Annotated in this window: 17 protein-coding genes and 2 tRNA genes; 6 read left to right on the top strand and 13 right to left on the bottom strand. The window is 70.2% G+C overall.

The window, feature by feature from the left end:
- Nucleotides 1-33 precede the first annotated feature (33 nt).
- A complete protein-coding gene (proP, locus tag ASE87_RS06505; RefSeq protein ID WP_056226986.1) occupies nucleotides 34-1575 on the bottom strand; it encodes a glycine betaine/L-proline transporter ProP in 1542 nt (513 codons plus the stop codon).
- A 247-nt stretch (nucleotides 1576-1822) separates the two neighbouring features.
- Here proP and valS point away from each other — a divergent pair, with 247 nt between their 5' ends.
- Together valS and ASE87_RS06495 are read left to right on the top strand one after the other, a co-directional pair.
- On the top strand, nucleotides 1823-4468 hold the full coding sequence (gene valS, locus ASE87_RS06500; RefSeq protein WP_056226984.1) for a valine--tRNA ligase: 2646 nt from the start codon (nucleotides 1823-1825) through the stop codon (nucleotides 4466-4468).
- Nucleotides 4468-4740, top strand: coding sequence for a hypothetical protein (locus tag ASE87_RS06495; RefSeq protein WP_056226982.1), 273 nt, complete (start codon nucleotides 4468-4470; stop codon nucleotides 4738-4740). Before valS ends, ASE87_RS06495 begins: the two co-directional genes overlap by 1 nt.
- A gap of 95 nt (nucleotides 4741-4835) precedes the next feature.
- Here ASE87_RS06495 and ASE87_RS06490 read toward each other — a convergent pair whose 3' ends face one another.
- On the bottom strand, nucleotides 4836-5654 hold the full coding sequence (locus ASE87_RS06490; RefSeq protein ID WP_056226980.1) for a methyltransferase domain-containing protein: 819 nt from the start codon (nucleotides 5652-5654) through the stop codon (nucleotides 4836-4838).
- 34 nt (nucleotides 5655-5688) lie between these two features.
- Here ASE87_RS06490 and ASE87_RS06485 point away from each other — a divergent pair, with 34 nt between their 5' ends.
- Nucleotides 5689-7716, top strand: coding sequence for a M3 family metallopeptidase (locus ASE87_RS06485; protein WP_056226978.1), 2028 nt, complete (start codon nucleotides 5689-5691; stop codon nucleotides 7714-7716).
- Nucleotides 7717-7763: 47 nt separating this feature from the next.
- Here the strand turns inward: ASE87_RS06485 and clpX are convergent, their stop codons facing one another.
- The 5 genes from clpX to ASE87_RS06460 all read right to left on the bottom strand — a co-directional run bounded on the left by clpX (nucleotide 7764) and on the right by ASE87_RS06460 (nucleotide 12218).
- Nucleotides 7764-9044 (bottom strand): ATP-dependent Clp protease ATP-binding subunit ClpX, encoded by a 1281-nt coding sequence (gene clpX, locus ASE87_RS06480; RefSeq protein ID WP_056226976.1) that lies wholly within the window; start codon nucleotides 9042-9044, stop codon nucleotides 7764-7766.
- 209 nt (nucleotides 9045-9253) lie between these two features.
- Nucleotides 9254-9919 carry an ATP-dependent Clp protease proteolytic subunit gene (locus ASE87_RS06475; RefSeq protein WP_043597037.1) on the bottom strand — a complete coding sequence of 222 codons (666 nt, stop codon included), beginning with the start codon at nucleotides 9917-9919 and terminating at the stop codon, nucleotides 9254-9256.
- Between the two features lie 40 nt (nucleotides 9920-9959).
- On the bottom strand, nucleotides 9960-10547 hold the full coding sequence (locus ASE87_RS06470) for an ATP-dependent Clp protease proteolytic subunit (RefSeq protein WP_043597035.1): 588 nt from the start codon (nucleotides 10545-10547) through the stop codon (nucleotides 9960-9962).
- Between the two features lie 213 nt (nucleotides 10548-10760).
- Nucleotides 10761-12083: a trigger factor gene (gene tig, locus ASE87_RS06465; RefSeq protein WP_043597032.1), complete on the bottom strand. Its 1323-nt coding sequence runs from the start codon at nucleotides 12081-12083 to the stop codon at nucleotides 10761-10763.
- A gap of 62 nt (nucleotides 12084-12145) precedes the next feature.
- Nucleotides 12146-12218 (bottom strand) — tRNA-Pro (locus ASE87_RS06460).
- A gap of 152 nt (nucleotides 12219-12370) precedes the next feature.
- Here ASE87_RS06460 and ASE87_RS06455 point away from each other — a divergent pair.
- Nucleotides 12371-12441 (top strand) — tRNA-Gly (locus ASE87_RS06455).
- 332 nt (nucleotides 12442-12773) lie between these two features.
- Nucleotides 12774-13544, top strand: a complete 771-nt coding sequence (locus ASE87_RS06450; protein ID WP_056226974.1) for an SGNH/GDSL hydrolase family protein — start codon at nucleotides 12774-12776, stop codon at nucleotides 13542-13544.
- 64 nt (nucleotides 13545-13608) lie between these two features.
- Here ASE87_RS06450 and ASE87_RS06445 read toward each other — a convergent pair whose 3' ends face one another.
- Together ASE87_RS06445 and ASE87_RS06440 are read right to left on the bottom strand one after the other, a co-directional pair.
- On the bottom strand, nucleotides 13609-14277 hold the full coding sequence (locus ASE87_RS06445) for a response regulator transcription factor (protein WP_043597028.1): 669 nt from the start codon (nucleotides 14275-14277) through the stop codon (nucleotides 13609-13611).
- Between the two features lie 29 nt (nucleotides 14278-14306).
- Entirely contained in the window at nucleotides 14307-15815 is a 1509-nt protein-coding gene (locus tag ASE87_RS06440; RefSeq protein WP_056226972.1) for a histidine kinase, read from the bottom strand.
- Nucleotides 15816-16000: 185 nt separating this feature from the next.
- Between ASE87_RS06440 and ASE87_RS06435 the strand changes: the two genes are divergently transcribed.
- Nucleotides 16001-16489 (top strand): Dps family protein, encoded by a 489-nt coding sequence (locus ASE87_RS06435; RefSeq protein WP_043597026.1) that lies wholly within the window; start codon nucleotides 16001-16003, stop codon nucleotides 16487-16489.
- 77 nt (nucleotides 16490-16566) lie between these two features.
- On the opposite strand, the gene ASE87_RS06430 is transcribed toward ASE87_RS06435, so the two are convergent.
- The 4 genes from ASE87_RS06430 to ASE87_RS06415 all read right to left on the bottom strand — a co-directional run bounded on the left by ASE87_RS06430 (nucleotide 16567) and on the right by ASE87_RS06415 (nucleotide 20329).
- Complete coding sequence (locus tag ASE87_RS06430; RefSeq protein ID WP_043597024.1) at nucleotides 16567-18075, bottom strand: amidohydrolase; 1509 nt, start codon at nucleotides 18073-18075, stop codon at nucleotides 16567-16569.
- Nucleotides 18072-18695, bottom strand: a complete 624-nt coding sequence (locus tag ASE87_RS06425) for an FMN-binding negative transcriptional regulator (RefSeq protein WP_043597022.1) — start codon at nucleotides 18693-18695, stop codon at nucleotides 18072-18074. The genes ASE87_RS06430 and ASE87_RS06425 overlap by 4 nt, the downstream gene beginning before the upstream one ends.
- 68 nt (nucleotides 18696-18763) lie before the next feature.
- Nucleotides 18764-19738 carry an Fpg/Nei family DNA glycosylase gene (locus ASE87_RS06420; RefSeq protein ID WP_043597021.1) on the bottom strand — a complete coding sequence of 325 codons (975 nt, stop codon included), beginning with the start codon at nucleotides 19736-19738 and terminating at the stop codon, nucleotides 18764-18766.
- Nucleotides 19739-19843: 105 nt separating this feature from the next.
- Nucleotides 19844-20329, bottom strand: a complete 486-nt coding sequence (locus tag ASE87_RS06415) for a ribose-5-phosphate isomerase (RefSeq protein ID WP_043597130.1) — start codon at nucleotides 20327-20329, stop codon at nucleotides 19844-19846.
- Between the last annotated feature and the right edge of the window lie 41 nt (nucleotides 20330-20370).

The following is a 20370-nucleotide window of genomic DNA, read 5'->3' as shown; positions in this document are numbered from 1 at the left end:
GCACGTCGTGATGTCCCGACCGCGGCGGGTGGACTACGGACGGGCGCGGTGGGCGGCGTCGGCCTCGGCGGCCTTCGGGTCGACCACGTCGATGAGGCCGGACTGCGCCCACTCGAGCGCCCAGTCCGACTTCGCGACCTCGCTCGACTCGTCGGCGTAGGCCTCGACCAGCTCGCGCGCCTCGTCGTCGGTCGCGACCGACGGGCCCGAACCGAGCAGCGGCTCGTTGGCCGTCTCTTTCGTGAACCACACGGCGACGAGGCCGATCACGGCCGCGGCCATCAGGTAGAAAGCGGGGATGTCGTGGGCCCACGAGAAGCCCTTCCCCTCGGCCCAGACGACCAGCGCCTCGGTGGCCAGGGGCGTGGTGCCGCCGAACAGCGAGACCGACACGTTGAACGCGATGGCCAGGGCGCCGTAGCGGATGATCGTCGGGAAGAGCGCGGGCAGCGTCGACGGCATGGTCGACGTGAACGTGACGAGCACCAGGCCGAGCACCAGCAGGCCGACGAAGACGAGCGGGGTGCTCTCGGACTGCACGAGCTTGAGGGCCGGCCAAGACAGCACCAGGAACCCGATGCAGCCGGCGAACAGCACGGGACGTCGTCCGAACCGGTCGCTCAGGCGCCCGCTGAACGTGATGACGATCATCATCAGGACCATCACGACGATCACGAGCAGCAGCCCCGAGGTTGCACTGCGTCCGAGCGTGTTGGTGAGGTAGGTCGGCATGTACGACAGCAGCATGTAGTCGGTCACGTTGAACACCAGCACCAGGCCGATGCAAACGATCAGCGCACGCCAGTTCTCGGCGAAGAGCTTCACGAACGGCACCTTGACGTGTTCGCGCCCGGCCGCTTCTTCCTGCTGCTTCTGGAACGCCGGGGTCTCCTCGAGCTTGAGGCGCAGGTAGAGCCCGATCAGGCCGAGCGGCCCGGCGATCAGGAACGGGATGCGCCAGCCCCAGGCGAGCAGCGCCTCCTCGCTCATGCCGAGCTGCAGGCCGGTGACCAGCGAGGCACCGAGCACGTAGCCGGCGAGCGTGCCGAACTCGAGCCACGAGCCCATGAAGCCGCGGCGCTTGTCGGGCGAGTACTCGGCGATGAACGTGGCCGCGCCTCCGTACTCACCGCCGGTCGAGAAGCCCTGCAGGAGGCGCGCCAACAGCAGCAGGACGGGCGCCCAGAGGCCGATGGTCGCGTACGACGGGATGAGGCCGATGGCGAGCGTCCCCGCCGCCATCAGGATCATCGTGAGCGCGAGCACCTTCTGGCGTCCGATGCGGTCGCCGAGCGGGCCGAAGAAGGCGCCGCCGATCGGGCGCACGATGAACGCGGCGGTGAACGTGCCGAAGGTGAACAGGATGTTGAGCGCGTCGTTGCCCGGCGGGAAGAACACCTGGGCGATCGTCGTCGTGATGTAGGCGTAGACGCCGAAGTCGAACCACTCCATGGCGTTGCCGAGGGCTGCGGCACTGACCGCGCGCTTGAGCAGACCCTCTTCGACGACGGTGACGTCGTCGGTGGTCAGGCTGCGGCGGGCGGGCTTCTTGCTGTCGTTCTTCTTGGCTGACATCGGGTGAGGCCTCCAGGTCGTCGGGCGGTGGCAGTCGACCCCAGCGTCGGCAAAAAACCCGTCGAGCCTAACAGAACCGCCATGTCAGTACCAGTGCAGCGTGCGCAGGGGTGCAGTGGGCGCAGCGCGCAGGAGGTGCGGCGGCGGTCCACGAGGAGCCCTCGCGAGGGTGCGTACACTGGTCGGAGTCCCACAACCAGGCACCTCCCCACCGACACGGTGCCGTCCACAGAAACCGGAGAAGACCATGACGTCAGCGATGCCCGAGAAGCCCGCCCTCGAAGGACTCGAGGCCCGTTGGGGTCAGGTCTGGGAGGCCGACGGCACCTACCGCTTCGACCGCACCGACGCGACCCGCGCCTCCGTGTTCTCGGTCGACACCCCGCCGCCGACCGCCTCGGGCAGCCTGCACATCGGCCACGTCTTCAGCTACACGCACACCGACGTCAAGGCCCGGTTCGAGCGCATGCGCGGCAAGCGCGTGTTCTACCCGATGGGCTGGGACGACAACGGACTGCCCACCGAGCGTCGCGTGCAGAACTTCTACGGTGTGCGCTGCGACCCGTCGCTGCCCTACGACGCCGACTTCACCCCGCCCTTCGAGGGTGGCGACAACAAGTCGTCGAAGGCCGCCGACCAGGTGCCGATCTCGCGTCGCAACTTCATCGAGCTGTGCGAGCGCCTCACGGTCGAGGACGAGAAGCAGTTCGAGGACGTCTGGCGGAAGCTCGGCCTCTCGGTCGACTGGACCCAGAGCTACCGCACCATCGACGACGACTCGCAGGCCATCGCGCAGAAGGCGTTCCTCCGCAACCTGGCCCGCGGCGAGGCCTACCAGGCCGACGCGCCGACGCTCTGGGACGTCACGTTCCGCACGGCCGTGGCGCAGGCCGAGCTCGAGGACAAAGAGATGCCCGGGGCGTACCACAAGCTCGCCTTCCACCGCACCGACGGCCAGGGCGACGTGCTGATCGACACCACGCGGCCCGAGCTGCTGCCGGCCTGCGTGGCCCTCGTCGCGCACCCGGACGACGAGCGCTACCAGGCGTTGTTCGGCACGACCGTCCGCTCGCCGCTGTTCGACGTCGAGGTGCCCGTGGTGGCGCATCACCTCGCCCAGCCCGACAAGGGCTCCGGCATCGCCATGGTCTGCACCTTCGGCGACACCAACGACGTGGTCTGGTGGCGCGAGCTGCAGCTGCCGAACCGCGCCGTGATCGGCTTCGACGGCCGCTTCGTCAGCGAGGCCCCCGAGGCGATCACGTCCGAGGCGGGGCGCGCCTCCTATGCCCAGCTGGCCGGCAAGACGGTGTTCAGCGCCAAGCAGTCCGTGGTCGAGCAGTTGACCGCCTCGGGCGAGCTCGTGGGCGAGATCCGCAAGATCTCGCACCCGGTGAAGTTCTTCGAGAAGGGCGACAAGCCGCTCGAGATCGTGTCGACCCGTCAGTGGTACGTCGTCAACGGCGCCCGCGACGAGCAGCTCAAGGGTTCGCTGCTCGAGCGCGGTGGCCAGGTGGCGTTCCACCCCGACTTCATGCGCGTCCGCTACGACAACTGGGTCAACGGCCTGAACGGCGACTGGCTCATCTCGCGCCAGCGGTTCTTCGGCGTGCCGATCCCGGTCTGGTACCCGCTCGACGGCGACGGCAACCCCGTCTTCGACCAGGTGATCGTGCCCACCGAGGCGCAGCTGCCGATCGACCCGGCCTCCCAGGCGGCTCCTGGCTACGACGAGTCGCAGCGCGGCGTGCCCGGCGGCTTCGTCGGCGAGGTCGACGTGATGGACACCTGGGCGACGTCGTCGCTCACCCCGCAGCTGGCCGGCGGCTGGGAGCGCGACCCCGAGCTGTTCGACCTGGTGTTCCCCTACGACGTGCGCCCCCAGGGGCAGGACATCATCCGCACCTGGCTGTTCTCGACGATGCTGCGGTCGCAGCTCGAGTCGGGCACCGTGCCGTGGAAGAACGCGTCGATCTCGGGCTTCATCGTCGACCCCGACCGCAAGAAGATGTCGAAGTCGAAGGGCAACGTGGTGACCCCGGCCGCCATGCTCGACGACCACGGCTCGGACTCGGTGCGCTACTGGGCGGCGTCGAGCCGGCTGGGCACCGACGCGGCGTTCGACCCGCAGAACCCCAAGCAGATCAAGATCGGCCGCCGTCTGGCCATCAAGGTGCTCAACGCGGCCAAGTTCGTGTACTCGTTCGAGCTGCCCTCAGGAGAGTTCGAGATCACCCAGCCGCTCGACCGTGACCTCCTCGCGTCGTTCGCCGCCGTCATCGAGACCGCGACCGAGGCGCTCGAGGGCTACGACCACGCCCGGGCGCTCGAGACGACCGAGAAGTTCTTCTGGACGTTCTGCGACGACTACCTCGAGCTCGTGAAGGAGCGTGCCTACGGCGCCACCACGCCGGCCGAGCAGGCCTCCGCCGTGCTCGCACTGCGCACGGTGCTCGAGGGCCTGCTGCGCCTGATCGCGCCCTACCTGCCGTTCGCCACCGAAGAGGTCTGGTCCTGGACGCACGACGACTCGGTGCACCGGGCCGCGTGGCCGACCGTCGACGAGCTCGGCCTCACCGAGGGCGAGACCTCGTCCGGTCTCGTGGGGCTCGTCGGGCAGGCACTGATCTTCGTCCGGCGGGCGAAGTCGGACGCCAAGGCCTCGCAGAAGACCCCGGTGGCCTCGGCCGTCATCACGGGCCCTTCGGCCCAGCTCGAGCTCGTGAAGCTCGCGGCGGGTGACCTCGCGGCGGTCGGCAAGATCGCCGAGCTGTCCTTCGCCGAGGGCGACGAGCTGGCGGTCGGCGACATCGTGTTCGCCGAGGTGCCGGCCGACGCCGGTGCGGCCCGCTCCGGCGCTGCTGCCGATCCTGCCCCGACGGCGGGTGCCTGATGCAGCTCGGCACGCGGTGGAGCGTCGGAGGCGCGGCCCCGGCCGAGTTGCCTGCTCCCGTCCTCGGGGCGGTCGCCCAGGTAGAGCGTGAGCTCTCCGACCAAGGAGTCGACGCGACCTCGTGGCGCTGGACGCTGACCTGGCTCGAGCACCGTCCCGTCGTCGAGCTCGACGACGGCACGGTCGTCCGGGTCGACGCCGTCACCGGCGAGGCCCGCATCCACGAGCCCGTCGACACCGAGGGTGACGACGCCGAGGGCGACGGCGACTGACGCCACGTCGGCCGAGATGCCACGACATGCCGCTCACCGTCGAGGGTGAGCGGCATGTCGTGTCTTCTCGAGCCCTCGCCACCCGGTGCTGACGGTCAGGCGCGGGCGAGCAGCTCGCCGTGCGGCATGATGAGCCAGCCGTCGGGGGCGTCGCGCCAGGCGCGCCAGGCGTCGGCGATCGCGTGCAGTTCGTCGTGCGTGGCCGCACCCTTGCCGATCGCGTCGGCGTAGAACGCCGACTCCGTCGCGCGGGTCGCCCAGCTGTCGCCCCACCAGGTGCGGTCCTCGTCCGAGGCGAAGCACCACACGGAGGCGCTGCTCGCCACGTCGACGAAGCCCGCCTCGAGCGCCCAGCCCTTGAGGCGCCTCCCGGCGTCGGGTTCACCGCCGTTTCCGCGGTGCACGGTCTGGTAGACGTCCATCCACCGGTCGAGCCCGGGATTCTCGGGAGCCCAGACGCAGCCGTGGTAGTCGACGTCGCGGACGGCCACGATTCCCCCGGGTCGGGCCACCCGACGCATCTCGCGCAGGGCGGCCACCGGGTCGCCCACGTGCTGCAGGACCTGGTGCGCGTGCACCACGTCGAAGGCGTCGTCGTCGAACGGCAGGGCGAACAGGTCGGCCGTCTCGAAGTGGACGTTGTGCAGGCCGGCCCCGACCGCGAGCGACGACGCCTGTTCGACGATGCCGGGGGCGGCGTCGATGCCGATCACGCGACCGGGCGCGACGCGGCCGGCGATGTCGACGGTGATGGTCCCCGGCCCCGACCCGACGTCGAGGACGCTGACCCCGGGCACGAGGTGCGGCTCGAGGTACGCGGCCGAGTTCTCGACCGTCCGCCACGAGTGGCTGCGCAGCACGCTCTCGTGGTGGCCGTGGGTGTACCGGGCGTGCGTCTCGGGGCGTTCGCTCATGCGGCGACCCTAGCGTGCCTCCTAGTGTGGGCTGATGACGAACCCGTTCCTCTCCCCCAGCACGCTGCCGTACTCGCTGCCGCCGTTCGCGAGCATCACCGACGACGACTACGGCCCCGCGTTCGACGCCGGGTTCGCCGAACAGCTGGCCGAGGTCGAGGTCATCGCGACCGACCCGGCCGAGCCGACCTTCGAGAACACGGTCGCCGCCCTCGAACGCAGCGGCGCGATCCTCACCCGCGTCGAGCACGCCTTCTTCAACAAGACCTCGTCGGACTCGACCGAGGCCACCGACGCCCTCGAACTCGAGCTGGCCCCGCGGCTCGCGGCACACGCCGACGCCATCCGGCTCGACCCGCGCCTCTTCGCCCGTCTCCGCAGCGTGCACGAGCGCCGGGACGCCCTCGACCTGACCGCCGAGCAGCGATACCTCGTCGAACGACTCGTCGCCGAGGCCACTCGCTCGGGGGCCGCCCTCGGCGACGACGACAAAGACCGCCTGCGCGACCTCAACGGCCGGCTCTCGACCCTGACCACACGGTTCGAGAAGAACCTGCTGGCCGACACGAACGACCTCGCCGTCGTGGTCGACGACGTCGCCGAACTTGACGGACTCGACGCCGGGGCGATCGCCGCCGCCGCCGAGACAGCCCGAGAGCGTGGACTCGAGGGTCGCTACGTCATCACCCTCGTGTTGTTCAGCGGCCACCCCTACCTCGCGAGCCTGACCGACCAGGCGCTGCGCGAGCGCATCATGCAGGCGTCGCTCTCGCGCGGACGCCGCGGAGGCGACCACGACAACCGCGAGCTCGTGCTCGAGATCGCCCGGCTGCGCGCCGAGCGGGCCGAGCTGCTCGGGTTCCGGTCGCACGCCGCCTACGTCACGGCGGGCGAGACGGCGGGCACGCCCGAGGCGGTGGCCGACCTGCTCGGGCGGCTCGCGCCTCCTGCCGCCCGAAACGCGCGCGCCGAGCAGGCCGAGCTCGAGCGCGTCGCCGGCCGGACGATACGGGCGTCGGACTGGGCCTTCTTCACCGAACGGGTCCGCACCGAGAAGCACGACGTCGACGCGGCCGCGATGCGGCCGTACTTCGAGGCCGAGCGCGTGCTGCACGACGGCGTCTTCTTCGCCGCGGGGCAGCTCTACGGCCTGCGGTTCGCCGAGCGCCCCGACCTGGTCGCCTACCACCCCGAGGCGCGGGTCTTCGAGGTGACCGACGCCGACGGCCGCGAGGTCGGCCTCTACGTGCTCGACCTGTACACGCGTGACAGCAAACGCGGCGGTGCCTGGATGAACCCGCTCGTCTCGCAGTCCGCCCTGACCGGACTGCCGACGGTGGTCGTCAACAACCTCAACGTGCCCAAGCCACCGGCCGGCCGGCCGACCCTGCTGACGCTCGACGAGGTGACGACGTTCTTCCACGAGTTCGGTCACGCCCTGCACGGTCTCGTCGCCCGGGTGACCTACCCGAGCTTCTCGGGCACGAACGTCTTCCGCGACTTCGTCGAGTTCCCCAGCCAGGTGAACGAGATGTGGATGCTCTGGCCCGAGGTGCTCGCGAACTACGCCGTGCACCACGAGACCGGCGAACGCCTCCCCCAGCCGCTGGTCGATGCGCTCATCGCCTCGCAGGGGTTCGACCAGGGCTTCGAGACGAGCGAGTACCTCGCCGCGGCGCTGCTCGACCAGGCGTGGCACGCCGTGTCGTCGGCCGAGGCCGCGGCGATCACGGACGTCGAGGCGTTCGAGCAGGAGGCGCTGGCCGCGGTGGGCCTCGACCTCGCGTCGGTCCCCACCCGCTACTCGAGCACGTACTTCGCCCACACCTTCTCGGGCGGATACGACACCGGCTACTACTCGTACATCTGGAGCGAGGTGCTCGACGCCGACACGGTCGAGTGGTTCGAGCAGAACGGCGGGCTCACCCGCGAGAACGGTGACCGGTTCCGCTCACGCCTGCTGGGCGTCGGCGGCTCGAAGGACCCACTCGAGGCCTACCGCGACTTCCGTGGTCGGGACGCCCGGGTCGAGCCCCTGCTCGCGCGCCGCGGCCTCGCCTGACACGAGAACGCCCCGGCCGAACCGGCCGGGGCGTTCTGACGTCGCTGCTAGGCGGACTTCTCGGTGCGCTGTTCGACGAGGCGCGGCACGATCGTGGGCGCGGCGTTCTCGAGCACCGAGGCCCGTGTGATGACGACTCGCCCGACGGTGTCGTCCGACGGGACGTCGAACATGATCGGACCGAGGACCTCTTCGAGGATGGCGCGGAGCCCGCGGGCGCCGGTCTGACGCAGGACGGCCAGGTCGGCGATCGCTTCGAGGGCGCCGCGGTCGAACTCGAGCTCGACCCCGTCGATCTCGAACATGCGCTGGTACTGCCGCACGAGCGCGTTCTTCGGCTCGGTGAGGATCTGCATCAACGCGGGCTGGTCGAGCTGCGTGACCGTGGTCACCACGGGCAGACGACCGATGAACTCGGGGATCAGACCGAACTTGTGGAGGTCTTCGGGCAGGACCTCGCTGAAGAGGGCTGCTTCGTCTTCTTTGCTGTGCAGCGGGGCACCGAAACCGATGCCGCGCTTGCCGGCGCGGTTCGAGATGATGTCCTCGAGCCCGGCGAACGCCCCGGCGACGATGAAGAGCACGTTGGTGGTGTCGACCTGGATGAACTCTTGGTGGGGGTGCTTGCGGCCACCCTGCGGCGGCACCGAGGCCACGGTGCCCTCGAGGATCTTGAGCAGCGCCTGTTGCACGCCCTCGCCCGAGACGTCGCGCGTGATGGACGGGTTCTCGGCCTTGCGGGCGATCTTGTCGATCTCGTCGATGTAGATGATGCCGGTCTCGGCCCGCTTGACGTCGTAGTCGGCGGCCTGGATCAGCTTGAGGAGGATGTTCTCGACGTCCTCGCCGACGTAGCCGGCCTCGGTGAGGGCCGTGGCGTCGGCGACGGCGAACGGCACGTTCAGCCGCTTGGCCAGGGTCTGCGCCAGGTAGGTCTTGCCGCAGCCGGTCGGGCCGATCAGCAGGATGTTCGACTTCGAGATCTCGACCTCGTCGGCGAGCGACTCGGCGGCGGTGAGGGTCGAGGCGGCGCGGATGCGCTTGTAGTGGTTGTAGACGGCCACCGAGAGGGCACGCTTCGCCGCGTCCTGCCCGATCACGTACTCTTCGAGGGACGAGTAGATCTCGCGGGGCTTGGGCAGGTCGAACTCGCTCGCGGGTTCGTCACCGGCCTCGGCGAGGCGCTCTTCGATGATCTCGTTGCAGAGCTCGACGCACTCGTCGCAGATGTACACGCCGGGACCGGCGATCAATTGCTGGACCTGCTTCTGGCTCTTGCCGCAGAACGAGCATTTGAGCAGATCGGCACTCTCACCTATGCGCGCCATGCTCGGCCTCCCTGATTGGCTGAGGTCATCGACCGGGACCGGTCGTCGTGTGCACCGAGCCTAACCCGATCCGCCGACACTCACGGACCGACCCGGGTGGTTCGAGCACATCCGACGGGGATGGCCGGAGGACGCCGTGCCGACGACCCGGCGATCACCACGACGAAGGCCCCGGGCGGGAGCCCGGGGCCTTCGTCGTCATGCCGAGGTCAGCGCGTCAGCGCCGCCGGCTGGTTCTTGCGCGAACCCAGGACCTGGTCGACGAGTCCGTACTCGAGCGCCTCTTGGGCACCCAGGATGTTGTCGCGCTCGATGTCGCGGTTCACCTGCTCGGGCGTCTTGTTCGAGTGCTTCGACAGGGTCTCTTCGAGCCAGGTGCGCATGCGGAGCACCTCGGCGGCCTGGATCTCGATGTCGGAGGCCTGGCCGCCGCTGCTGCCACCGGTCGCGGGCTGGTGGATCAGCACGCGGGCGTTGGGCAGGGCGAGGCGCTTGCCGGGCTGACCCGCGGCGAGCAGGACGGCCGCGGCCGAGGCGGCCTGGCCGAGGCAGACCGTCTGGATCTCGGGACGGATGTACTGCATCGTGTCGTAGATGGCCGTCATGGCCGTGAACGAGCCACCGGGCGAGTTGATGTACAGCGTGATGTCGCGATCGGGGTCCATGCTCTCGAGCACGAGCAGCTGGGCCATGATGTCGTCCGCCGAGGCATCGTCGACCTGCACGCCGAGGAAGACGATGCGGTCTTCGAACAGCTTCGCGTAGGGGTCCTGGCGCTTGTAGCCGTACGCCGTGCGCTCTTCGAAGCTGGGCAGGATGTACCGGGAGCTGGGGGTCTGCACTCGACCCGCGCCACCCATCATCGGGAGTTCCATGAGTTCTTCTCTTTCTCGTTCTGACGAAGGGGCGAAGGGCCTAGGCCTGGTCGGTGCCGGCGCCGCCGACGACGTCGGTGGCCGAGCCGCGGATGTGGTCGACGAAGCCGTACTCGAGGGCCTCCTCGGCGGTGAACCAGCGGTCGCGGTCGCCGTCCTCGTTGATCTGCTCGACGGTCTTGCCCGTCTGCGCGGCCGTGATCTCGGCCAGTCGACGCTTCATCGAGAGGATGAGCTGCGCCTGCGTCTGGATGTCGGACGAGGTGCCGCCGAACCCACCGTGCGGCTGGTGCAGCAGGACGCGAGCGTTCGGTGTGATGTAGCGCTTGCCCTTGGTGCCGGCCGTCAAGAGCAGCTGGCCCATCGACGCGGCCATGCCGATGCCGACGGTGACGATGTCGTTCGGCACGAACTCCATGGCGTCGTAGATCGCCATGCCCGCCGTGATCGACCCGCCGGGCGAGTTGATGTAGAGGTAGATGTCTTTCTCGCTGTCTTCCGCAGCGAGCAGCAGCAGTTTCGCGGCGATCTCGTTGGCGTTCTCGTCGCGGACCTCAGAGCCGAGCCAGATGATCCGGTCTTTGAGCAGTCGGTCAAAAACACTGTTGGGCAGTGTCACGTCGGCCATGGTGGAGCTCCCATTCGTTGTCGCTTGTCGTCGAATCTATCGGAGCCAACGCACGGGTTCCGGGCTGTTCGCCCACGGCAGATACCGCGCCTCCACGGCCACGCGGGGCACGCCCGAGAGCCCGGGAGGCGCGGCGCCGGGAACGACGGAGGGCCGGGTGCACTCGCACCCGGCCCTCTCGACGTGACGGGTCAGCCGACCCGCCGCTGTTGCTTACGCGTGGTCGTGACCCGCGTGGTCGTCGTCGCCGCCGACACCCGCGGTCGCGGTGAAGGCGGACAGGTCGACCGAGTCGCCCTTGCCGTCGACGACCTTGGCCTTGCTGAGCACGACCGCGAGGGCCTTGCTGCGAGCGACCTCGCCGACCATGGCGGGGATCTGGCCGTTCTGGTCGAGGACCTTGATGAACTCGCCGGGCTCCATGCCGTACTGGGCCGCACCCTGGATGAGGTACTGCGTCAGTTCGTCCTGCTCGACCTTGACGGCCTCTTTCTCGGCGATGGCGTCGAGGAGGATCTGGTTGCGGAAGGCCTTCTCGCTGCTCTCCTTCACCTCGGCGCGGTGCTCGTCGTCCTCGAGGCGGTTCTCCTGCTCGAGGTGACGGTGCACCTCGTCCTCGACGAGCTTCTCGGGGACGGGGATCTCGACGGCCTCGAGCAACTTCTCGACGACCTGGTCGCGTGCCTGGGCACCCTGACCGAAGGTCTTCGACTTGGCCAGCTGCTCTTTCAGGTCACCCTTGAGCTCGTCGATCGTGTCGAACTGGCTGGCGATCTGAGCGAAGTCGTCGTCGGCCTCGGGCAGCTCGCGCTCTTTGACGGCCGTGACGTCGACGGCGATGAGGGCGGTCTCGCCTTCGCGATCGCCGCCGAGCAGCTTCGACTCGAAGGTGGTGCTCTCACCGGCGGTGAGCGACTCGAGGGCCTCGTCGATGCCCTCGATCAGCTCGCCCGAGCCGAGCTCGTACGAAATCCCCTTGGCGGTGTCGACGACGTCGTCGCCGATGGTCGCCGTGAGGTCGATCTGCGCGAAGTCACCCGTGGTGGCGGGACGGTCGACGGTGACCAGCGTGCCAAAACGGGTACGCAGGTTCGTCAGTTCTTCGGCGATCTCGTCGTCGGTGATGTCGACCGTGTCGACCGTCAGCTCGAGGCCGTCGTACTCGGGCAGGTCGAAGTCGGGGCGCACGTCGACCTCGACGGCGATCTTCAGGTCGCCGGAGAAGTCCTTGACGTTCGGCCACTCGACGACGTCGGCCTCGGGACGGCCGAGGACGCGGATCTCGGTCTCGGTCACGGCCTCGCGATAGAACTTGTCGAGGCTCTCGCTGACGGCGTGGTTGAGCACCTCTTCACGACCGACGCGCTGGTCGATGATGGGCGGCGGCACCTTGCCCTTGCGGAACCCGGGGATGTTGACCGACTCGGCGATGTGACCGTAAGCGTGCGTGACGCTGGGCTTGAGTTCGTCGGGGGTGACGACGATGTTGAGCTTGACGCGCGTGGGGCTGAGCTTCTCAACCGTGGTCTGGACCAATGTGGGGCTTCTCCTGTGTTGGTGGCGCTGAACTCACATCCGAGACAGCAGGTAGACGATCGTCGGGGCGACAGGACTCGAACCTGCGATCTTCCGCCCCCAAAACGGACGCGCTAGCCACTACGCTACGCCCCGTGTATCAGCCTGGAACCGGCCGGCACGCGTGAGCCCCGTTGAGGTCGGGTACGTGAAGGCCGCGTCGAGTCTAGCCGACGCCGAGGGCCCGTGACTGAGCGACCTCGTCGGATGCCTTATGCTGGTCTCACCCGTGCGGCTCGGCCGCTCACGGGGATGTAGCTCAATGGTAGAGCCTCAGTCTTCCAAACTGATCACGCGGGTTCGATTCCCGTCATCCCCTCTGTGTTTGTTCGACGCCTCCGGCGTCGGCGCCGGGGGGCGCCTTGAATGAAATCTTCTCCGCACGTTGCACGCAGGCGTCGGCGCCGGGGGGCGCCTTGAATGAATTCTTCTCCGCACGTTGCACGCAGGCGTCGGCGCCGGTAGGCGCCTTGACTGAAATCTTCTTCGAGCCTTGCACGCAGGCGTCCGGCGCCGGGGGCGCCTTCAATGAAATGTTCTCCGGGCCATGCACGTCGGTGTCGGCGCTCTTCAGGGGTCTCTCGGGCGGCTCGGGGGGAAGTCGTGCTGGCGGATGATTTTTCTCGGCGCGACGTGACCCAAGATGGCCACATGAGACGCGCGACGTTCGCACGGGTCGCGCTGGTCGGTGCGGTCGTGGCCACCCTCGCGGCCGGATGCGCCGCCCCTCCGACCGAGGCGACCCGCGCCTCCGGGTCCGGCGCGATCGCGCAGGCCGCGGCCGGGCCCGGCGTGGCCGTCGCTCCGAGCTCGGGGGGCGTGCGGGTCGCGATCGTCGGCGACTCGTTGACCGCCGGGGGCGGTCGTCTGCTGAGCGCCGGGCTCACCGCCGACACCTGGATGACCTACGCCCAGGGCGACGGCATCGACTACGTGGGTGGCTACGCCAAGGGCGGCTCGACGGTGCAGGAGCAGGCCGCGGCGGTGCGCCCGGTCGCCGACGTCGACGTCCTCGTGCTGATGTCCGGCACGAACGACGTGCGCCTCGGGCTGAGCTTCGCCGAGTCCGCCGCGTCCTACGACGCCATCGTCGACACGATCCGGCCGGAGCACGTCGTCGTGGCCGCGATCCCGCCCTACGACCGTGCACCGCGGGCCGCGGCGCGGTACGAGGGGCAACTCGAGCGCTACGTCGCCGACAAGGGCTGGACCTTCACCGACCCCTGGGGGTTCGCCCGGGCGGGCGACGTCTTCGCCGCCGGCACGACCGTCGACGGCATCCACCCCACGACAGCCGGTTACGAGGCCCTCGGCCACGCGCTGCGCGACGCCGTCCTCGACGTGGCGGGCCCGCGGGCCGTCGCCCCTCAGGCGGACTCCCCCGCCGACCCGGCCGACGACGCGCCGGGCACGACCAGCTGACGACACCCGTCCGGCGCTCTGTCAGCCGGTCGCCGGAACTCCACCGAACCGGGGACGAGCCGACTCAGCGCTGCAGGAAGGCGAGCACCGCCAGCACCCGACGGTGGTCGGTGCCGCTGTCCTCGAGCAGGAGCTTCTGGAAGATCGAGGTGACGTTCTTCTCCACCGCACCCGTGCCGATGACCAGCTCGGCCGCGATGGCGGCGTTCGTGCGCCCCTCGGCCATCAGCGTCAGCACCTCTCGCTCACGCGGCGTGAGCGCGGCGAGCGGGTCGCTGCGACGACCCAGCAGCTGCGAGACCACCTGCGGGTCGAGGACCGTGCCGCCGTCGGACACCCGCCCGAGCGCGTCACGGAACTCGTCGAACGAGGCGATGCGGTCCTTGAGCAGGTAGCCGACCCCGCCCGAGCCCGCTTCGAGCAGGTCGCGGGCGTAGGCCACCTCGACGTACTGCGACAGCAGCAGGATGCCGAGGTCGGGCCGACGGCGTCGCGCCTCGATCGCGGCCCGGACGCCCTCGTCGGTGTGGGTCGGCGGCATGCGGACGTCGAGCACGGCGATGTCGGGACGGACCTCGTCCAGGTCGGCCAGCAAGGAGTCGGCGTCGCCGTACGCCCCGACGACCTCGACCCCGATCTCGTCGAGGAGTCGGACGAGCCCCTCCCGCAGCAGCACCGAGTCGTCGGCGACGACGACGCGGAGGGGCTGACGGGAGGGGCTCTCGAGACTCACGCGTCCAGACTACGGGCGCGGCCCACGGACTACGGTCGCGCGGGCGGCCCGGCCGGCGGGTCGAGCGGCCCGTCGGGCAGCGCCGCGTCGGGCAGCGGCTCGGTCACGGCCGTCGACGAGAACGGCGGCAGCGGCTCGGTCGGCAGTGGCATCGTCGGGTTGCTCGGCACCTCGATCGTCATCGGGATGCTCACCGTGACGATGGTCGGCCCGCCCTGCGGGCTGCTGATGTCGAGGAAGCCGCCGAGGCCCACGAGGCGCTCCTGCACCCCGGCGAGACCGTGGCCGTCGCGCAGGCCGGCACCGCCGCGTCCGTCGTCGGTCACGACGAGCTCGAGCAGCGTGCCGATGCCGTCGGGAGCCTGGCGCGTGCGCAGCACGAGGTCGGCGCTGGCCGCCTCGGCGTGCTTGCCCGTGTTCGTCACCAGTTCGGACGCGATGAAGTACGCGTTGCGCTCGATGTCGCTCGGGATCGCGACGTGCGCGGGCACCCGGTTGAGCATCGTGGTCGGAACCACCGAGCGGTCGACGAGCGACTCGAGTGCCGCGACCAGGCCGCGGTCCAGGAGCAACGGAGGCGCGAAACCGCGGGACAGGGCGCGCAGCTCCTCGAGGGCCTCGCGGGACTGCACCCGCGCCTCCTCGATGAGGGACTTGCTCTTCTCGGGATCGGTGTCGACGGCGCGGGAGGCCGCCGCGAGGTCCATCTGCAGGCGCACGAGGCGCTGCTGGGGCCCGTCGTGGATGTCGCGCTCGAGCCGGCGGAGGGCCGTGCCCTCGGCGGACAGGGCGGCCGTGCGCGAGATCTCCCGGTCGGCGAGCTCGACCTCGAGCTGCTCGCTGCGGAACCCGCCGAGCATCACGCCGGCGATCGCCTGGTGCATGACGACGAACCCGTGCACGACGTAGGGGTAGACCAGGACGACCACGGCGAAGAGGGCGAGCGCGAGGACGACGAGCACCGCGCCTCCGCCGTTGCCGATCGCGGACGCCCAGTTGAAGGTGTCGAACGGCGGCAACGCCTGGAAGACGAGCACGACCCCGAGGACCGCGAGCACCGGGCCGGCCAGCAGGCTCACGAGGACGAAGGTCGTGAAGCCCGCGACGATCGGGAAGACCACGACGCCGTAGAGCAGGTACAGCCAGTAGTGCGGGTTGGCGAAGACCGAGACCGCCCGCACGAAGCGGTTCGTGGACCGACCCCATGCGGTGTTGGGAGTCCAGTCGACGGGTCGGATCGGACGGTCGCTGGCCCAGCCCAGGCGGAGCACCTCGAAGGTGCCGAACCACCGGGCGATCCACAGCGCGCCGAAGACGACGATCGCGAGGAAGACGAGGGTGAACAACGAGTCGCTCGACCCGCTGACCGTGTGCAGGAACAACGAGGCGGCCACCGTCACGATGACGACGAGGACGGCCGAGAGCGCGACGTAGCCGAGTTCGCGAGGCAACTCGCGCCAGCGTCGTCGGTAGCCGCCGGGGCGGGACGGGGGCGAGAGGTAAGGGTTCGCGGCGGTGATGGTGGTCTCCTGGATCATGCCTTCGAGCCTGGTCTGCGCGGGGCGTCCACCCCATGGTGCCAGCGCACGGAACGCCGGTGGGGTTATCCCCCCTCACGAGCGGGGTGAGGTGAGGCTGGCCTAGGTGAGCCGAGCCTCAGCTTGCTTGCGGAATTCTCCCAGACGTCTAGCGTTGCCTCCATCGTCTAGGAAAGGACCACGTCATGACCGACATCACCCGCACCGTCCCCCAGGGTTCCGTCGACCCCGACGTCGCCGCCGGCGTCGCCCAGTTCCTCAGCCAGATCGTCACGGACATGACGGCCCTGTCGGTCAACGGCAAGCAGGCCCACTGGCACGTGCGCGGCATCGCGTTCGTCGCCGTCCACGAACTCATCGACGTGGTCGTCGACCACGCCCGCGAATGGGCCGACCTCGCCGCCGAGCGCGTCGTCGCCCTCGGCCTGCCGGTCGACGGACGCATCGAGACCGTCGCCGCCAAGACCGTCATCCCCCCGACCTCCCCCGGCTTCAACCAGATCGACGTCACCATCGCCGAGCTGGTCGCCCAGATCGACGCCTCGCTCGTCGCCGTCCGCGAGGCCATCGACGAGCTCGGTGAGCTCGACGCCTCGAGCCAGGACGTCGCGATCGAGATCTCGCGGGGCCTCGAGAAGGACCGCTGGTTCCTCGCCGCGCACGTCGCCGGCTGACCCCCTCGCCAGACGGACGAAGGCCGCCACCCCGCCCGGGGTGGCGGCCTTCGCCGTGTCGGGTCGACACCGCCCCGTCAGAGCGTGCGGTGCGTCCACCGACCCGCCAGGACCGTGCCGACGACGGGCATCCGGCGCAGCTGGTCGTCCGTCGCGGTGAGCGGGTCGACCTCGGTGACGACGAGGTCGGCCACCGACCCCACCTCGACCCGTGCCCGGCCGCCGGTCGACGCGGCGAGCGCCGCCGAGGCGACCAGTCGCTGTTCTGGGTGCCACGGCTCGCGTCCGTCACGCGAGCGTGAGATCGCCGCGGCCATCGCGACCCAGGGGTCGAGCGGCGCCACGGGGGCGTCCGAGCCGAGCTGCAGGCGGACGCCGGCGGCGACGAGGCTCTCGAAGGCGAAGGCGCGACCGGTGCGACCGGCCCAGAAGCGGTCGGCCACGTCGCGGTCGTCCATGGCGTGCTCCGGCTGGACGCTGGCCACGATGCCGAGGCGCGCGAACCGCTCGACGTCGCGCGCGTCGAGCAACTGCGCGTGCTCGACGCTGCCGCCACAGCCGACCTCCTCGAGGGCGTCGAGCGCCTGGGCGTTCGCGGCGTCGCCGATCGCGTGCACGGCCGGCACGAACCCCGCCGAGGAGGCGCGGCGCAGCCACCCGACGAGCTCGTCGGTCTCGTAGATGCGCAGCCCCCGGGCCGCGGGGTCGTCCTCGAGCCCGGGGTACGGGTCGTGGCACCACGCGGTTCGGGTGCCGAGGGAGCCGTCGGTGATGATCTTGAACGGCCCCATCGTGACGAGCCCGTCGGTGCCCGGGATCTCGTCGCCGGTGCGCAGCCCGCGGGCGACGACGGCGTCGAGGTCGCGCGGGTAGACCCCGGGACGGATGCGCAGCCCGCGGGTCCCGCCGGCCACGCGGCGGCTCCAGCGGTCGAGCGACAGCGTCATCTCGAGGTCGACGACGCCGACGACCCCGCGCGCGGCGGCCGCGTCGACGGCCTCGGCCACCCACCGGTCGAGCTGCTCGTCCGGCACGACGCTCACGGCGGCGCTGACGTCGAAGGCCGGCTGCTCACGCAGCAGACCGGTCGGATGGTCGGCGTGACCGTGACGGGCCAGGGCTGCCGAGTCGAGCCAGACGGAGTGCAGGTCGTTGCTGACCAGGACGACCGGCACGTCGCCCGCCACCGAGTCGAGCAGCGCCCGACTCGGGGCGTCGGGCCAGAGCGCGTCCTGGAAGCCGTAGCCGACGAGGGTGCCTCCCGCCTCGACCGGCTCGTCGCGCAGGCGCTCCCCCACGATCGAGGCCGCCTCGGCGGCGGACCTCGCCCGCGACAGGTCGAGGCGACGGCGCACCAGCGCCCACTGGTCCATGTGGACGTGGGAGTCCCAGAGGCCCGGGGCGAGCCAGCGGCCGTCGAGGTCGACGACCTCGGCACCGTCGGGGGCGAGACCGGACGCGAGCGCGACGACGCGGCCGCCGTCGAGCAGGACGTCCACGGGGGCGGGCCCGCCACCGACCAGACGGACGTCCCTCAGCAGCGTGCGCTGCGCCTCCTCGGCCGGGGTGCCGCCGCCGACCGTCATCGGTCGCGCACCCGGCGCATCTCGGCGGCGAGCGCCGGCTGCGCGTAGTGGTCGCCGTGCTCGAGCTCGTCGACGATGCGGTCGACGACCTCGGGCGCCTTGTTCTGGCTGAGTTTGGCGCGGGCGTCGAACCGGGTCACGCGCAGGCGGATGCCGACGGTGCCCTTCGCGACCCGTCGCGAGCCTGCCTCGTCGAGGGTGAGCGTCGACGGCTCGGGCATGACGCGCTCGAAGTGGTCGACGAGCTCGCCCAGCACGCGGAAGTTCTCGTCGTCGGAGAGGATCTCTGGCGTGCCCCAGAGATGCGCCGTCACGTGGTTCCAGGTGGGGATGATCTGCTCGGCCGGGTACCAGCCGGGCGAGACGTAGCCGTGCGGGCCCTGGACGATCACCATGACCTCGTGCTCACCGAGCTCGTGCGAGCGCTCGTCGGGGCGGCCGACGTGGCTGACGACCACGATGGCGTCGGGGTCGTCGTCGTCCTGCTCGAGCACGACCGGGTAGTGCGACGCCACGAGTCCCGCGGCCGTGTGGGACACGATCGTGGCCCACGGGTTCTCGCGGATCAACCGCTTGACCTCGTCGACGTCGGACAGGACGAACGTGGGGGTGTGCCGCATGGTGTCACCCTGGCACAGGTTTCAGCCGCGACCGGAAGCCGTGACGGGGACGTGACACGGCGGCCCGGTCACACCTGGTCGGTCGGGCACCAGTAGAGCTTGCGGCCCGCGGCCATCTCCATCACGATGTTCGTGCCGCAGACCCGGCAGGGCAGGCCCTCACGGTGGTAGACCCAGTGTCGGTCGGCTCGACTGCGCAGTGCCTTGGCGTGCTGGGCCTTGGTGAGGCCGTCCATGGTCATCATCTGGCCGAGCTCGACGCCGCTCTTGAGCAGCTTCGTCCAGTCCTTGTAGAGGGCACGCAGCACCTCTTCGGGCACCTGGTTGCCGGGCGTGTGCGGGTCGAGCCGGGCCCGGAACAGCAACTCGGCGCGGTAGATGTTGCCGATGCCGCTGACCACGCTCTGGTCCATCAGCAGCAGGCCGATCGGGGTGCGCTTCTTGCGGACGGTCGTGACGAAGCGGTCGCTGCCCTTCTTGGGCGAGTCGACCAAGGGGTCGGGGCCGAGCTTCGAGATCGCCAGGTCGACCCCGGCCGCGTCGAGGACCTCGCACTTCGTCGGGCCACGGAGGTCGCCGACGGCGGTGTCGGTCAGCAGACGCACGCGCACCTGCCCGACGGGCTCGGGCGGGAACGACTCGATGTCGTCCTCGGTCTTCTCCTGTTCGGCCATGCGCACGCGCGTCCTGCGAGGGGCACCGATGCTGGCCATCGAGTCCTCGCCGTCGTCGTCGGGAGCGTTCTCGGCCTTGCGGGTCGCCGCCCGGCGCGTCCGCGACTCGGCCATCGAGTGGCCCGTGGCGATGTCGCCGGCGAAGTCCCAGGCGCCGTAGAGCCCCAGGTGCACGTGCAGCCAGAGCCCGTTGTCGAACTCGAGGAACATCTGCTTGCCGACGGCCTTCGCGTCGACCATCGTGGCGCCGTCGAGCCGGGTCGCACCGTCGGCGAACCGGCCCTGGGGCGAGCTCACCTCGACGCGGTGGCCGACGAAACTCTGCTCGAACTGGTTGGCGATGCGGTGGACGGAATGGCCCTCGGGCACGGCGGCACCTCTCTGGTGGTCGGTGTGTCGGTCTCGCGCTCGACGGCGGAGACGACGGAGCGGCGAGGCCCCGGTCGGGGTCCCGCCGCTCTCGACGTTACGTCGTCAGTCGACCGGGTGACCGGCGATCGCGCCCGTGGTCTCGTACTCGCCGACCTGCGCGATGCGGCGCACGTGGCGTTCGTCGTGGCTGAACGGCTCGGCGACGAAGGCGTCGATGAACGCGAGCGCCTCGGCCTCGGTGTGCTGACGTGCACCGATCGCGATGACGTTGGCGTCGTTGTGCTGGCGGGCGAGCTTCGCGGTCGAGTCGTTCCAGACCAGGGCCGCCCGGACGCCCTCGACCTTGTTCGCGGCGATCTGCTCGCCGTTGCCCGAGCCGCCGAAGACGACTCCGAGCGCCTCGTGACCGGCACGCTGGTCACGCACGGTCGCCCGCGCCGCCGCGATGCAGAACGAGGGGTAGTCGTCGAGCGGCTCGTAGCTCGTCGGACCGTGGTCGGTCACGTCGTGGCCCGCGTCGGTGAGGTGCTGGATGACGGTCGTGCTGAAGTCGAGGCCGGCGTGATCGGTCGCCACGTGGATGCGCATGGTGACCATCCTAGAACCGGGCCACGACGGGGCCGACCGGC

The organism is Frigoribacterium sp. Leaf44, assembly GCF_001421865.1.
Classification (GTDB): Bacteria; Actinomycetota; Actinomycetes; order Actinomycetales; family Microbacteriaceae; genus Frigoribacterium.
The sequence above is the reverse complement of the archived record's forward strand: the minus strand, read 5'-3'. Positions and strand labels throughout refer to the sequence as shown.